The sequence below is a fragment of the Myceligenerans salitolerans genome (assembly GCF_017349295.1).
Taxonomy (GTDB): Bacteria; Actinomycetota; Actinomycetes; order Actinomycetales; family Cellulomonadaceae; genus Myceligenerans; species Myceligenerans salitolerans.
Window position 1 is genome coordinate 49,769 of record NZ_JAFMPK010000044.1, and the last position, 12,958, is coordinate 62,726.

The window sequence follows — 12,958 nt, forward strand, 5'->3', positions numbered from 1 at the left end:
TGAGGCGGCGGAGGGTGGCGCTCCGCGGCTCACAGGCCGTGCCCCTCGGTGGTGAGAACCGTGCAACCCGTCGCGAACGGCGGACCATTAGCGTTGACGTCGTGGAACCGACGAGCCGGACCGTGGCCGAGCACCTCGATCGCGTGCTCGCGATGGTCGCGCCGCTGCCCGCGCGCGAGACGGCGCTCGCGGACGTCGTCGACGGCGGGCAGCCCGGTCCGGCGGTGGCGGCCGAGGAGGTGCGGGCCGCGCATGCCGTCCCCGCCTTCGACCACGCCGCCATGGACGGGTACGCCGTTCGCAGCGGCGACCTGCCCGCCGACTCCGAACCGGTGACGCTCCACGTCGTGGCCGACATCCCCGCCGCACCGAACGAACCCCGCGCGCTGGCGCCGGGGACCGCCGCCAGGATCATGACCGGTGCGCCCCTGCCACCCGGCGCGGATGCCGTCGTCCCCGTGGAGCGGACGTCGACCGGCCGGTTCGACCCGGCGGCGGGGTCTCGTCGCTCCGCGGCTCTGCCCCGCGACCCGGGCCGCACCGCCGGCACGGTGACACTGGGACGGCAGGCTCGCGACCACATCCGCCGGCGGGGCGCGGACATGACGGCGGGATCCGTGCTCGCGCGTGCCGGGGACGAGCTGACCGCACCGGTCGTGGCGGGACTGGCCGCCGCGGGCGTCTCGCACGTCCGTGTCCGACGACGGCCTCGGGTGGCGGTCGTCGCGACCGGTTCGGAGCTGGCCCCGGCGGGGTCACCGACCCGGCCGGGACAGATCACCGACTCGAACTCGCTCATGCTCGCGGCCGCGGTGCGGGCGGCAGGAGCGGAGGTCGTCCGGCTGGGTCCGGTGCCGGACGACCCCGCCGCGCTGCGCGCCGTGCTGGACAGGGCGGTCGGCGAAGCGGCGAACCCTCTCCGGGCGGGCGACCCGACCACGGACGCCGTCACCACGGCGGACCCCGCCCGCCGGGGAGGCGATGCGGCCCCGTCCAGGAGCCGTGGGATCGACCTCGTCGTCACCGCCGGCGGCGTGTCCGCCGGTGCGGCCGACGTCGTCCGGGCCGTGCTCTCGCCGCGGTTGCCGGGGGCGGCCCCCGACGGAGCGGCCTCGGGTCCCGAGAGCGGCCGGCCGGGAGCCGTGTCCGACGTCGATGTCGCCGCCGTGGGGATGAAGCCCGGGCGGCCGCAGGCGCTCGCGCGCTGGCGCGGTGTCCCGTGGATCGCCGTTCCTGGCACCCCGGTGGCCGCCTACGTCTCGTTCGCCATGTTCGTGCGGCCGGCGATCGAGCGGCTGCGCGGGCTGCCCGGCCCGGGTCGCGCGCCGGAGTCCCGGCCGGCCGCCGTCGGGTGGAGCAGCCCGCGCGGCCGGGAGCAGGTCGTGCCGGTACGGGTGCTGCCCCATGGCGTAGAGCCCACCGGCGACGGGCATCACCTGTCGGCACTGCTGGCGGCGGACGCACTTGCCGTGGTTCCCGCCGACGTCGAGAAGGTCGAGCCGGGCGATGCGGTGCCGGTGGTCCCGCTGTGAACGGTTCCACCCGTGCGACCGGCTCCGCCGTCGAGCCGCACGACGCGATCGTGCTCGCGGGCGGCCGCGCGACCCGACTCGGCGGTGCCGCCAAGCCGGAGTTGCGGTCCCGCGACGGCGTCCCGCTCCTGCACCTCGCGCTGGACGCGGCAGGGGATGCTCGCCGGATCGCCGTCGTCGGCCCCGACGACCTGACGGGAACGGTCGCTGCCCACCCGGCCGCTCCCCGGACCCTGCTCACCAGGGAGGATCCGCCGTTCGGCGGCCCGGTGGCCGCGATCGCGGCGGGGTTCGCGGCGCTGGGAGCTCCCGAGCCCCCGGCCCCGCGCGACGTGCCATGGGTGCTGATCCTCGCCGTCGACGTCCCGCGCGCCGCGGACGCCGTGCCGCGGCTCGCCGACGCCGTCGCCGGGGGAGAGCCCGGCGTGGACGGGGCGCATCTCGTCGCCGAGGGGCGAGCGCAGTGGCTCGTCGGGATGTATCGCACCGCCGCGCTGAGGGAGCGGCTCGCCGCGACCACCGTCGAACACGCCACGTCGCCGGGGCGCGGCATCTCCGTGCGACGGCTGCTGTCCGGCCTGCGCCTGCTCGACGTCCCGGACCCTGGCAGTCTGTCCGCAGACGTCGACACGTGGGACGATGCCGAGAACCTGGGCGTCCACCCCGGTCCCTCACCGAAGGAACGAGCATGACCGACCTGCAGACCTGGATCGCCGCGTTGGAGACCGAGCTCGGGCTCGATCCCGGGACCGTGGACATGAACGCGGTCCTCGACCTGGCCCGGGACGCGGCACATGCCGTCGCAAGGCCGGCCGCGCCTCTGACCACCTACGCCGTCGGCTACGCGGCCGGCTTGGCGGCGGCCTCCGGAGACACCACGAACGCGGCGCGCAAGGCCTTGGCCCTGGCGAACCGCTGGCCGCGGGAGGCCTGACCCACGAGCCTGCCTGGATCGGCGGGACGGTCTTCGCGTCGGGACGATGCTCAAGCGACCGCGAGCCGATCGCCGCCCGGTGTTCGTTTGTCAGACTTGGGCCGTGTCGTTCGCCGAACATCCGCTGCTCGACGTGCTCACCGCTCAGGGGTCGCGCGCGGAGCGCGTCACGCATGTGCGGACCTTTCCCGGGCGGGCCGGCGAGCGGGCCGACTGGCCCGGATGGGCCGACCCCCGGATCGTCGCCGGGTACCAGGCCCTGGGGGCCGACCGGCCGTGGGTCCATCAGGCCGACGCCGCCGACGCCGCGTGGCACGGCCGCCATGTCGCGCTGGCGACGTCGACCGGCTCGGGCAAGTCGCTCGCGTTCTGGCTGCCGGTGCTGTCGTCCGTCCGGTCCTCCGACGGCGCTGCGGGCCCGACGGCGAGCGACGACCCACGATCGCCGTCGCCGGCGAGGTCCCCGCGACCGACCGCGATCTACCTGAGCCCCACCAAGGCCCTCGCCGCGGACCAGCTCCACGCGCTGCGGCGTGTGCTCGACGCCGCCGGTGCGAGCGACGTGCGCGTCACCACGTGCGACGGCGACACCCCGCGCGAGGAGCGGATCTGGGCCCAGAACCACGCGGACGTCGTGCTGACCAACCCGGACTTCCTGCATTTCGCCCTGCTGCCCGGGCATCGCCGCTGGTCGCGGCTGCTGCGCGGGTTGCGGTACGTGATCGTGGACGAGGGGCACGCCTACCGCGGCGTGTTCGGCGCGCACGTGTCCCACGTGCTGCGCCGGCTGACGCGCCTCGCGGCGCACTACGCGACCGTCCCGAGTTTCCCGTCGTTTCCCGGCCCCGCACCGCGCCCGGTCGCCGCGGGCCTCCGCGCCGGCGACGACGCCGGCGCCGACGGGAGCCCCCCGGCCGATGCCACGGTCGACACCGACGGAGGCAGCAGCGAGGTCGGCGGAGGCGGCGCCCCCGACGGTGGACAGGGCCTCCCGGGCGGGCGGGAAGGCCGCGGGGTCACGTTCGTCGTGGCATCCGCGACCAGCGCCGATCCCGGCGTCAGCGCGGGGCGGCTGATCGGGATGCCCCCGGATGCGGTCGCCGTCGTCGACCGGGACACGTCGCCCGCCGGACGGCGCACGTTCGCGCTGTGGCGGCCGCCCGAAGTCGCGGGCTACGGCTTCGTGCGGACGGGAGGCGACCGCGGGGACGACGCCGGCGTCGACGACCCCTGGGCGCTCGACGCCGATCCCGCCCACGAGCCGGCAGGCCCGCCCGGTGGTACGCGGGAGAGTCCCCGGCGCTCCGCCACGGCCGAGACCGCCGACCTCCTCGCCGACCTGGCCGCCGCCGGCGCCCGCACCCTCGCGTTCACCCGCAGCCGCCGAGGCGCGGAGTCGGTGGCACAACGCGCCCGGGACCACCTGCGCCACGCGATCGCGCCCGCCGCCGTGCATCCGTCCGAACGGATCGCCGCGTATCGCGGCGGCTACCTGCCCGAGGAGCGCCGCGAGCTGGAACGCGCCGTCCGTGCCGGGGACATCCTGGGACTGGCCACGACCAACGCCCTGGAGCTCGGGGTGGACATCTCCGGACTGGACGCGGTCCTCGTGGCGGGCTGGCCCGGCACGAGGACATCGCTCTGGCAGCAGGCAGGCCGGGCGGGACGCGCCGGCGCCGACGGGCTCGTGGCGTTCGTGGCCCGCGAGGATCCGCTCGACACCTACCTCGTGCACCACCCGGAAGCGGTCTTCGAGGCGCCCCTCGAGGCCACGGTCTTCGACCCGGCGAATCCGCACGTACTGGCCCCGCACCTGTGCGCGGCCGCGCAGGAGATCCCGCTGCGGTCGGCCGACCTGGTGCGGTTCGGCGCCCCCGAGCACGTCCGCCACGTCCTGGAGGTGCTGGTCGCTCGTGGCGCACTGCGGCGTCGGGCATCGGGCTGGTACTGGACGCACGCGCAGTCCGCGGCAGGTCTGACGGACCTGCGGGGGTCGGGCGGTGCGCCGGTGCGGGTCGTGGAAGCCGGCTCGGGACGGCTCCTGGGGACGGTGGACGCGCCCTCGGCGGACGGTCAGGTGCACGACGGCGCGGTCTACGTGCACCAGGGCCTCACCTACGTGGTGGACCGCCTGGATCTCGACGACCGCACGGCCGTCGTCGTACGACGCGACGTCGACTACGGGACGTGGTCGCGCGAGGTGATGGAGGTGACCGTCGTCGGGGCCGGCGACACGGCACCCGGCTCCGGCGACACGGCACCCGGCTCCGGCGAGGACCGGCGGATCACCACCCGGGCATGGGGACCGATCAGCTGGGGAATCGGGCCTGTCGAGGTGACCAGCCAGGTGGTGAGCTTCCAGCGGCGGCGCCTGCCGGATCTGCAGACCCTGGGCACGGAGGCGCTCGAACTGCCCGAACGCACCCTCGGCACCGTGGCGGTGTGGTGGTCCGTCCCGGACTTCGTGCTGCGGGCGGCCGAGATCTCTCCGGACGAGGCACCCGGTGCCCTGCACGCGGCCGAGCACGCGTCGATCGGGATGCTCCCGCTCCTGGCCACCTGCGACCGCTGGGACCTGGGCGGGGTGTCGACCGAACTGCACCCCGACACCGGCGAGGCCACGGTGTTCGTCTACGACGCCTTTCCGGGCGGGGCCGGGTTCGCGGAACGGGGCTACGGGCTCGGTGCGACCTGGCTGCGGGCCACCCGGGACGCGATCGCCGGATGCTCGTGCCCGGACGGCTGCCCGGCGTGCGTGCAGTCCCCGAAATGCGGGTCGTACAACTCGCCGCTGGAGAAAGCGGCGGCGGTGCGGCTGCTGGATGCCGTGCTCGCGCACGCGCCGTGAGGGCGACGCGCGGGCTCGCACCACCGGCTCGACGACGCCGGCTCGGCGACGATCCGGCGGCTACTGCTACTTTGCTGGCCGTCACCCGCAAGAACAACCAGAATGTCTCACATGCCCCAGATGCTTCTCCCGGCGGCCCCGGCGGTCCCCGTGGGCAGGCCCGCCGGCCTCGCCGCACCCCTCATCCCGTCCCTGGCCGTGAGCCGATGATCCTCGTCCTTCTCGGTCTCGGCGTCGGGGTGGCCGTTCTCGCCGTGGTGAGCGGCTGGCCGTTTCAGCGCCCTGGCTGGTGACACCCCGCCGGCTGCGTCAACACCCGGCCCGGGTCATGCCACCGCTCCCGTCATGACGAGCTTGCCACTGACGTGGCCTGCCTCGATGCCCCCGGGTGCGGCGGCCGGACGGCGTTCCGCCCGGCCGTCGTGGTCGTGGTCAACGCTCGTGTCACGTCACAAGATCGTCGTCAGGACGCCGCCGTCGGCACGCACCGCCGCGCCGTTCGTGGCGGCAGAACGCGAGCTGGCCAGGTAGAGAGCCAGGTCGGCGATCTCGACGGGCTCGATGAAGCGCTGCAGAAGTGATGTCTGGTTGCCGGCGACGATCGCGCTCTTGAGGTCCTCGGCCGCCATGTTCCGGGCCTGGGCGATCTGCTCGACCGTGCGGGCGACGCCGTCGGAGTAGGTCGGCCCACCGAGGATCGTGTTGACCGTGACCCGGGTGCCCCGCGTGACCTTGGCCAGGCCGTTGCCCAGCGCGAGCAGCCCGGCCTTGGTCACGCCGTAGTGCGTCATGTCGACCGGGACGTTCACGCCCGACTCGCTCGCGACGAAGATGATCCGGCCCCAGCCGTTCTCGAGCATGGGGCCGATCGCGTGCCGGGATAGCCGGACCGCGCTCATCACGTTGACGTCGAAGTAGCGCTGCCACTCCTCGTCGGAGATCTCCGTGAAGTTCTGGACGCCGAAGACTCCGACATTGTTGACGAGGATGTCGACCGCCCCCAGCCGGGCCAGCAGTCGCCGCACCTGCTCGGGGTCCGCGAAGTCCGCGGCGATCCCGGTCACGTCCGCTCCGGGCACCTCCGCCTCGAGCTGTTCGACGGCGGTCTGCACCCGGCGCTCGTCGCGGCCGTTGACGACGACCGCCGCTCCCTCACGCAGCAGGTTCTCGGCGACCGCGTAGCCGATGCCCTCGGTCGAACCGCTGATGAAGGCCCTCTTGCCGGCCAGTTCCAGATCCATGGTTACCGTCTCTCTCGTCCCGTCCGTGGCGACAATGACTTGCTCAGTCAAGTCAGACGCTACGCCGGGACAGTTTCCCAAGCAAGTCACCTCGGGCGCGATCACCGCTACTGTGGCGGCATGACGGATCCCGACCTGCCCGCGGAACTGACTACCGAGGAGCTCGAGACGTGGGCCGCGGTGGCCACCGTGATGGAGTGGTTGCCGGCGGCCCTGGACGCACAGCTGCAGCGAGACGCACAACTGACGCACTTCGAGTACGGCGTCCTGTACGCGCTCGCCCACGCCCCTGACGGCACACTGCGGATGAGCGTCCTGTCCGGGTACGCGAACAGCTCGCTGTCGCGGCTGTCCCGCGCGGCCACGCGGCTCGAGTCCAAGGGATGGATGCGCCGCGCCCCCGACCCGGCCGACGGGCGGTTCACTCTGGCGATTCTCACCGACCTGGGCCGGAAGAAGGTCCACGAAGCGACACCGGGTCACGTGCGCACGGTCCGCCAGCTGGTGCTCGACCGCCTGACGAAGCCGCAGACCCGGCAGCTTCGCGAGATCTCTCGTCGCATCATGCGTGCCATCCGGAGCGATGAGGGCTGGACGCCTCCTGCGCCTGCCACCACGGGCAGCACTCCCGGGTCCCCGGGATCAGGAGGCTAGCTCGGGGCGCCGACCTGAGGATCGGGGAGGTAGACGGTGCCACCCGCGGCGAGGAACTCCTCGGACTTGGCGGCCATGCCCGCGCGTGCCTCCTCCGCGGTGAGCCCGCCCGGTGCCGCCCCGGCGATCGCCTGCTGCTCGGCGGCGCCACCGAACTCGTCCCGGATGTCCTGAGAGATCCTCATCGAGCAAAACTTGGGCCCGCACATGGAACAGAAGTGCGCGGTCTTGGCCGCCTCGGCCGGCAACGTCTCGTCGTGGTACTCCTGGGCGAGCTCGGGGTCGAGCGAGAGCGCGAACTGGTCCCGCCAGCGGAACTCGAACCGGGCCTTGCTCAACGCGTCGTCGCGGTCCCGCGCGCCGGGGTGGCCCTTGGCGATGTCGGCGGCGTGCGCGGCGATCTTGTAGGTCACGACGCCGGTGCGGACGTCGTCCTTGTTCGGCAGCCCGAGGTGTTCCTTGGGCGTGACGTAGCAGAGCATCGCGGTGCCGTACCGGGCTATCTCGGTCGCGCCGATCGCCGAGGTGATGTGGTCGTAGCCGGGAGCGATGTCGGTCACGAGCGGTCCGAGCGTGTAGAAGGGCGCACCGTCGCACAGCTCCTGCTGGCGTTCCACGTTCTCCCGTACGAGGTGCAGCGGGACGTGCCCGGGCCCCTCGACCATGACCTGGACGTCGTGCTGCCAGGCGCGCTTCGTCAGCTCCGCGAGGGTGTCGAGCTCGGCGAACTGCGCGGCGTCGTTCGCGTCCGCGATCGAACCGGGGCGCAGACCGTCGCCGAGGGAGAACGCGACGTCGTAGGCGGCGAAGATCTCGCAGAGCTCGTCGTAGTGGGTGTAGAGGAAGTTCTCCCGGTGGTGCGCCAGACACCATCCGGCCATGATCGACCCGCCGCGCGAGACGATGCCCGTGACGCGGTCCGCCGTGAGCGGCACGTACCGCAGGAGCACGCCGGCGTGCACGGTCATGTAGTCCACGCCCTGCTCGCACTGCTCGATCACCGTGTCACGGTAGATCTCCCAGGTCAGCGCGTTCGCGTCGCCGTTCACCTTCTCCAGCGCCTGGTAGATCGGAACGGTGCCGATCGGGACCGGAGAGTTGCGCAGGATCCACTCCCTGGTGGTGTGGATGGCGTCACCGGTGGACAGGTCCATCACGGTGTCCGCGCCCCAGCGGGTCGCCCACTGGAGCTTCTCGACCTCCTCGGAGACCGAGCTGTGCACGGCGGAGTTCCCGATGTTCGCGTTCACCTTCACGGTGAACGCCCGGCCGATGATCATCGGTTCCGACTCGGGGTGGTTGACGTTGCTGGGGATGATGGCGCGCCCGGCCGCGACCTCCGAGCGGACCAGTTCGACGTCGCACCCCTCCCGGAGGGCGACGAAGCGCATCTCCGGGGTGATCTCGCCCCGGCGCGCGTAGTGCAGCTGGGTGACGGTGCGCCCGGGGAGCGCGCGGCGTGGCGGGCGCGCGGTGCCCTTCCACTCGTCGGCGGACGCCCGACGGCGGTCGTGGTCCGCCGCGTCCTCAGCGGCTGACGAGCGCTCGGCGCGCCGAACCGCCGCCCGGCCGTCATCGGTCGGCTGAACCGCGCGGCCCTCGTACTCCTCGGTGTCGCCGCGGCCCGCGATCCAGTCGGCCCGGGCGGCCGGGAGTCCGCGGCTGGGATCGCACGCCGGGCCGTCGGTCCGGTAGACGCGCACGGGGGTGTTCTCGGTGCCGTCGGGCGACGGCGCGAGCGTGATCTCGGTGACGGGAATCTGCAGGCCGCTCTCGTGGTCGACGTCGTACGTGAGCGTGCGCGAAGGGATGGCAGTCATCACTCTCCAACTTCCTACGCCGGAATTACCCGGACAGGTTCGACGGTCCGGGCCGCACCAGCCCGATCTCAGCCCTTGCGAGGGCACCCGTGGGATCGAGGGTCACGTTACAACATCGGAGCCGCCGCACGTCAACAGGCTGGCCGCGCGCCGCCAGAGAACGGCCCCTGGTTCGCAAAATAGCCTCTGACCTGGGATGATATGACGCCGTGGACGACATGACAGTGCAACGCGTACCCCCAGGGCCGGTTCTCGACGCCTTGCGCACCTACCACTGGCTGCCCGCCAGGTGGGGCTCCGTCCACCCGGTTCTCCTCGAGGCCGCACTCGATCTCGCCGACGGCGATCCCCGCCGGCTCCGGGTCGACGACGACGGGACCGTCGCCGTGCTGAACCGGCCGGTGGAGCCGGAGGATCAGGGCTGACCAGGCACACGACGACCTGCTCCCACCCCGCGGACGGAGCGGGAGCAGGTCCGCACGGCGTCACATGCCGTCGTTCATTCCCCGAGCCGCTTGAACGGGCGCGTGGAGAACACCACCTCGACCGCCACGTCGAAGTACTCGGCGATCCGGAGCGCCAGGTACAGCGACGGGCTGTACTCCCCTCGTTCCAGATAGCCGACCGTCTGGTAGTGCACCCCGAGAGCCTCGGCGAGCTCGCGCCGTGAGATGCCTCGTTCGGCCCGAAGCATCGCGATGCGGTTGTGAACGACGTCGGAGGTCTCGCCCACTGCTCACCAGCCTTGTGCCATGACGCGATCACGCGCCTCGGCCACCGCGGCCCCGGACGCCCGGCGGGCCATCCGCCGCAGCACGATCGGCGCGACGACGAAGCCCACGACGGCCCAGGCACCGAGCACACCGAACATCTCCAGGGTCCGCCACGAGCCGCCGATCTCCGCCGTGACCATCTCCGCCGGCAGCATCGCGGACCGTGCGCCCAGACCGAGCCAGTAGTACGGGAACACCTGGCCCACCCACTGCAGCCAGGCCGGCAGGGCCGTGATCGGGTAGAAGATCCCGGACGGCACCAGCAGCACCATCGATCCTAGGAACAACAGCCCGACCTGCGAGGCGCTCTTGAACAACGACCCGAGCGCCACTCCGATCGGAACGGTGGTCACCAGGCCCAGCACGAAGATGACGGCCAGCAGCAGCCACGTCCGGGCATCGAGGCGCAGGTCACCCGCCACGGTGAGACCGGGAATGATCAGCAGGACGATGCTGATCAACGTGGTCGCACCGAACATGACGATCTTGCCGACCAGGTAGCCGATCATGCCGTTGGGCGTGGCCTTGGCCCGGAGCAGCGTGCCGTCCTCACGATCCGTCGCGATGGTCCCGGCCGGGCCGGTCAGCCCTCCGAACGCGATCGACATGCCGACGATGCTCGGCAGGACCATGGCGCCCAGTTCGAAGTCGGTGCCCGGCAGCGTGTTGCCGCGCATGAACAGCAGGACGACCGCGAAGATCACCGGCATCAGGAAGTACCAGAGAACGTCCCCGGGCTCGCGGAGCGACTGCTTGGTCTCCAGCCAGCCGCGGACCAGGCCGGCGCGAGCCGCGGCCCACCGCGCGTCGTTCGTTGCCACCGTCATGAGCGCACCTCCTGGGTCTGGTCGTTCTTGCTCGTCCCGTCGTCGACGGACCCGTCCGGGGCCTGTGCGCCGGAAACGGACCCGTCGGCACGCGGCTGGCCGGCGTGAGGCTCCTCGGCGCGGGTCCCGTCGGTGCCGGCCTGGTCGTTCCCCGGTCCGCTCTGCCCCGTCTCCGCACGGTGCACCAGTGCCATGTAGGTGTCCTCCAGGCTGGCCCGCCGCACCTCGAGCTCGGTCACGCCGGGGTCCTTGGTCAACAGGTCGCGGACGAAGCCGGTGGGGTCGCTCTGCTCGGCCGCGTGCACGTGACGCCGGCCGTCCGCGGTCCAGCGCACCTCCGCGCCCTGCGCCATCTGGCGAGCGAGCTCGTCGGCGGATCCGTTCGCGACGATCGTGCCCTCGTCCAGGATCAGGATCCTGTCCGCCAGCTTCTCCGCCTCGTCGAGATCGTGCGTGGTGATCAGGATCGTCGTGTTCTCGAAGTCGGACAGCCGGTGCACGAGATCGTGGAACTCGCGCCGGGCGTGCGGATCGAAGCCCGCCGTCGGCTCGTCCAGGAAGACCAGCTCCGGTTTGCCGACGATCCCGATCGCCACGTCCAGTCGGCGCCGCTGGCCACCGGAGAGGGCCTTGACCTTCTGGTCCGCGTGCTCCGTCAGGCCGACGGCGTCGAGCAGTTCGTCCACGTTCCACGGCCGTTCGATCCGGGGATCCGAGAACGGCACGTAGAACCTGGCGAGGTAGTCGAGCAGCTCGCGCACCTTCCACCGGCCGTGGTCCCGCCACGACTGCAGCACGACACCGAGCCGGGCCCGCCAGGCCTCGTCGCCGTGCGCCGGGTCCTGCCCCAGCACGGTGACCTGACCGGCGGACCGGGTGCGGAACCCCTCCAGGATCTCGATGGTGGTGCTCTTGCCGGCTCCGTTGGGCCCGAGCAGCGCCAGCACCTCTCCGCGCCGCGCCGCGAACGAGACGCCCGTGAGCACGTCCTTCGTTCCGTAGCGCATTCGCAGGTCACGGACATCGATCGCCATGTCCGTCGACTCCTGCGACGGCTGCTTTTGCGTCATCACACCCTCCATACTTTTCGTAGTAGAGATACTACGTTTCGTAGCGGTGCCCTGTCACGAGATTTTCTCTGCCGGTCACGCTCCCGTGCCGTACTCCCAGTGCCACGGCTCCGGCTTGGAACCGCCGGGCGCGGCCCAGCCCGGTCGGACCCAGCCGTACGCGCCGGCGTTCGCCACCATCCACGCGTACTCCGCCGTCCCGAAGTACTGGATGCCGCCACCCAGGTCGACGGCCTGGCCCCAACCGTGGTTCGAGGTCCCGGGCGGCGCGGCGAGGGAGCCCTTGCTCGCCGCGACCGCCACCTGGGCCTCGTAGGACCGGTACGAACCACGCACCGCCAGACCGCGTCCGAACGCGGCACGGAACGCCACGTCGAGCCTCTCGATCGCCACGGCGGCGTCACACCTCAGCCGGTGGTCGGCGGCGAACGACAGCTCGCACAGGAGGTGGCGCGGGATCCGGCCGTTCGCGTGCCTCGCGGCCGCGTCAGCCAGAGCGGCGGCCCGGCCCGGTACCGCCGTCGTCCCCTCGGCCCGTTCCTCGCCGGCCGGCCCCGTCCGCGGCCCCGCGCGCGCGTCCGCGCGAGCCGTGCCCAGCGCGGACAAGCCGCCGGGCAGAGCCACCGGCCGGCGGGCCTCGACCCGCACCGCACCCGCCGCCTCCACCCTGCACGACGCCGCCCTGGCTCCGTTGCGGACGACGGCGGACGACGCCTTCGCACAGGGATCGAGGCCGGCCTGGAACGCCGTGGCACCGGCGAGGGCGCCGAGGTCGGCGGCTGTCTGCGCCACACCACGGCTGTTCTGCGCGGCCCCGAGCGCGGCGAGCCCGGTCGTGAGCACCAGCACCGTGCCGATGACCCCCAGGACCAGGACGCTCCCCGCACCGCGCTCGGACGCCCGCCGGCTCATGGCTCGATCCAGGCCGTCGCCGTCGCCCGCGCCCGCAGCGGGCCGGCCGACGCCCACCCGTTCACGACAGGCTTCGTCACGGTCACGTGTACCCATTCGCCCTCGCGCTCGACCGCCAGGTCCACGTCGTCGCCGCCGACCCGTGCGACGGCTCGGGCGACCGCCGCGTCCTCGTCGCCGATCGCAGCCGCCCTGGCTCCCGCCCGGGCCGCGTCCACGGCGCGCATCTGCGCCATGGACGCGGCCACGAGCGTGAGCACCGCGACCAGGACCAGAACCACGGCAGGGAGCGCGACGGCGAGCTCCGCCGTCACGGTCCCTCGCTCCTCCTCCCGGTTCGCGGTCAT

13 protein-coding genes and 1 riboswitch are annotated in these 12,958 nt (G+C 72.8%); of the genes, 6 read left to right on the forward strand and 7 right to left on the reverse strand.

Going from position 1 to position 12,958, the window contains the following annotated elements; translation table 11 throughout:
* Positions 1–101 precede the first annotated feature (101 nt).
* The 4 genes from J0911_RS11310 to J0911_RS11325 all read left to right on the forward strand — a co-directional run bounded on the left by J0911_RS11310 (position 102) and on the right by J0911_RS11325 (position 5,314).
* Complete coding sequence (locus J0911_RS11310; RefSeq protein ID WP_307865035.1) at positions 102–1,532, forward strand: molybdopterin molybdotransferase MoeA; 1,431 nt, start codon at positions 102–104, stop codon at positions 1,530–1,532.
* Positions 1,529–2,224 (forward strand): molybdenum cofactor guanylyltransferase, encoded by a 696-nt coding sequence (gene mobA / locus J0911_RS11315; RefSeq protein WP_307865036.1) that lies wholly within the window; start codon positions 1,529–1,531, stop codon positions 2,222–2,224. The genes J0911_RS11310 and mobA overlap by 4 nt, the downstream gene beginning before the upstream one ends.
* Positions 2,221–2,466 (forward strand): DUF6457 domain-containing protein, encoded by a 246-nt coding sequence (locus J0911_RS11320; RefSeq protein ID WP_207275558.1) that lies wholly within the window; start codon positions 2,221–2,223, stop codon positions 2,464–2,466. Before mobA ends, J0911_RS11320 begins: the two co-directional genes overlap by 4 nt.
* A gap of 103 nt (positions 2,467–2,569) precedes the next feature.
* Positions 2,570–5,314: a DEAD/DEAH box helicase gene (locus J0911_RS11325; RefSeq protein WP_307865037.1), complete on the forward strand. Its 2,745-nt coding sequence runs from the start codon at positions 2,570–2,572 to the stop codon at positions 5,312–5,314.
* A gap of 449 nt (positions 5,315–5,763) precedes the next feature.
* On the opposite strand, the gene J0911_RS11330 is transcribed toward J0911_RS11325, so the two are convergent.
* Positions 5,764–6,555 (reverse strand): SDR family NAD(P)-dependent oxidoreductase, encoded by a 792-nt coding sequence (locus J0911_RS11330; protein WP_207275560.1) that lies wholly within the window; start codon positions 6,553–6,555, stop codon positions 5,764–5,766.
* Between the two features lie 120 nt (positions 6,556–6,675).
* On the opposite strand from J0911_RS11330, the gene J0911_RS11335 reads away from it, so the two are divergent.
* The gene (locus tag J0911_RS11335; RefSeq protein WP_207275561.1) at positions 6,676–7,209 is read left to right on the forward strand and encodes a MarR family winged helix-turn-helix transcriptional regulator; all 534 of its coding nucleotides are present in this window, start codon (positions 6,676–6,678) and stop codon (positions 7,207–7,209) included.
* Here the strand turns inward: J0911_RS11335 and thiC are convergent.
* The gene (gene thiC / locus J0911_RS11340) at positions 7,206–9,029 is read right to left on the reverse strand and encodes a phosphomethylpyrimidine synthase ThiC (protein ID WP_207275562.1); all 1,824 of its coding nucleotides are present in this window, start codon (positions 9,027–9,029) and stop codon (positions 7,206–7,208) included. The genes J0911_RS11335 and thiC overlap by 4 nt on opposite strands.
* Positions 9,024–9,128: riboswitch (TPP riboswitch) on the reverse strand. (Overlaps the previous gene by 6 nt.)
* 110 nt (positions 9,129–9,238) lie before the next feature.
* On the opposite strand from thiC, the gene J0911_RS11345 reads away from it, so the two are divergent.
* Positions 9,239–9,454, forward strand: a complete 216-nt coding sequence (locus J0911_RS11345) for a hypothetical protein (protein WP_207275563.1) — start codon at positions 9,239–9,241, stop codon at positions 9,452–9,454.
* 74 nt (positions 9,455–9,528) lie between these two features.
* Here J0911_RS11345 and J0911_RS11350 read toward each other — a convergent pair whose 3' ends face one another.
* The 5 genes from J0911_RS11350 to J0911_RS11370 form a co-directional block, all read right to left on the reverse strand.
* The gene (locus tag J0911_RS11350) at positions 9,529–9,762 is read right to left on the reverse strand and encodes a helix-turn-helix transcriptional regulator (RefSeq protein ID WP_307865038.1); all 234 of its coding nucleotides are present in this window, start codon (positions 9,760–9,762) and stop codon (positions 9,529–9,531) included.
* A gap of 3 nt (positions 9,763–9,765) precedes the next feature.
* Entirely contained in the window at positions 9,766–10,629 is an 864-nt protein-coding gene (locus J0911_RS11355) for an ABC transporter permease (protein WP_207275564.1), read from the reverse strand.
* Positions 10,626–11,699: an ABC transporter ATP-binding protein gene (locus tag J0911_RS11360; RefSeq protein WP_307865039.1), complete on the reverse strand. Its 1,074-nt coding sequence runs from the start codon at positions 11,697–11,699 to the stop codon at positions 10,626–10,628. The genes J0911_RS11355 and J0911_RS11360 overlap by 4 nt, the downstream gene beginning before the upstream one ends.
* 75 nt (positions 11,700–11,774) lie before the next feature.
* Positions 11,775–12,611 carry an Rv3654c family TadE-like protein gene (locus J0911_RS11365; RefSeq protein ID WP_207275565.1) on the reverse strand — a complete coding sequence of 279 codons (837 nt, stop codon included), beginning with the start codon at positions 12,609–12,611 and terminating at the stop codon, positions 11,775–11,777.
* Positions 12,608–12,958 (reverse strand): TadE family type IV pilus minor pilin, encoded by a 351-nt coding sequence (locus J0911_RS11370; RefSeq protein WP_207275566.1) that lies wholly within the window; start codon positions 12,956–12,958, stop codon positions 12,608–12,610. Before J0911_RS11370 ends, J0911_RS11365 begins: the two co-directional genes overlap by 4 nt.

Excerpts from the sequence above, each read along its gene's own strand:
- J0911_RS11320 (WP_207275558.1), top strand. The coding sequence starts at position 2,221 with ATGACCGACCTGCAGACCTGGATCGCCGCGTTGGAGACCGAGCTCGGG.
- J0911_RS11330 (WP_207275560.1), bottom strand. The coding sequence starts at position 6,555 with ATGGATCTGGAACTGGCCGGCAAGAGGGCCTTCATCAGCGGTTCGACC.
- J0911_RS11335 (WP_207275561.1), top strand. The coding sequence starts at position 6,676 with ATGACGGATCCCGACCTGCCCGCGGAACTGACTACCGAGGAGCTCGAG.
- thiC (WP_207275562.1), bottom strand. The coding sequence starts at position 9,029 with ATGACTGCCATCCCTTCGCGCACGCTCACGTACGACGTCGACCACGAG.
- J0911_RS11355 (WP_207275564.1), bottom strand. The coding sequence starts at position 10,629 with ATGACGGTGGCAACGAACGACGCGCGGTGGGCCGCGGCTCGCGCCGGC.
- J0911_RS11360 (WP_307865039.1), bottom strand. The coding sequence starts at position 11,699 with ATGACGCAAAAGCAGCCGTCGCAGGAGTCGACGGACATGGCGATCGAT.
- J0911_RS11365 (WP_207275565.1), bottom strand. The coding sequence starts at position 12,611 with ATGAGCCGGCGGGCGTCCGAGCGCGGTGCGGGGAGCGTCCTGGTCCTG.
- J0911_RS11370 (WP_207275566.1), bottom strand. The coding sequence starts at position 12,958 with ATGACCGCGAACCGGGAGGAGGAGCGAGGGACCGTGACGGCGGAGCTC.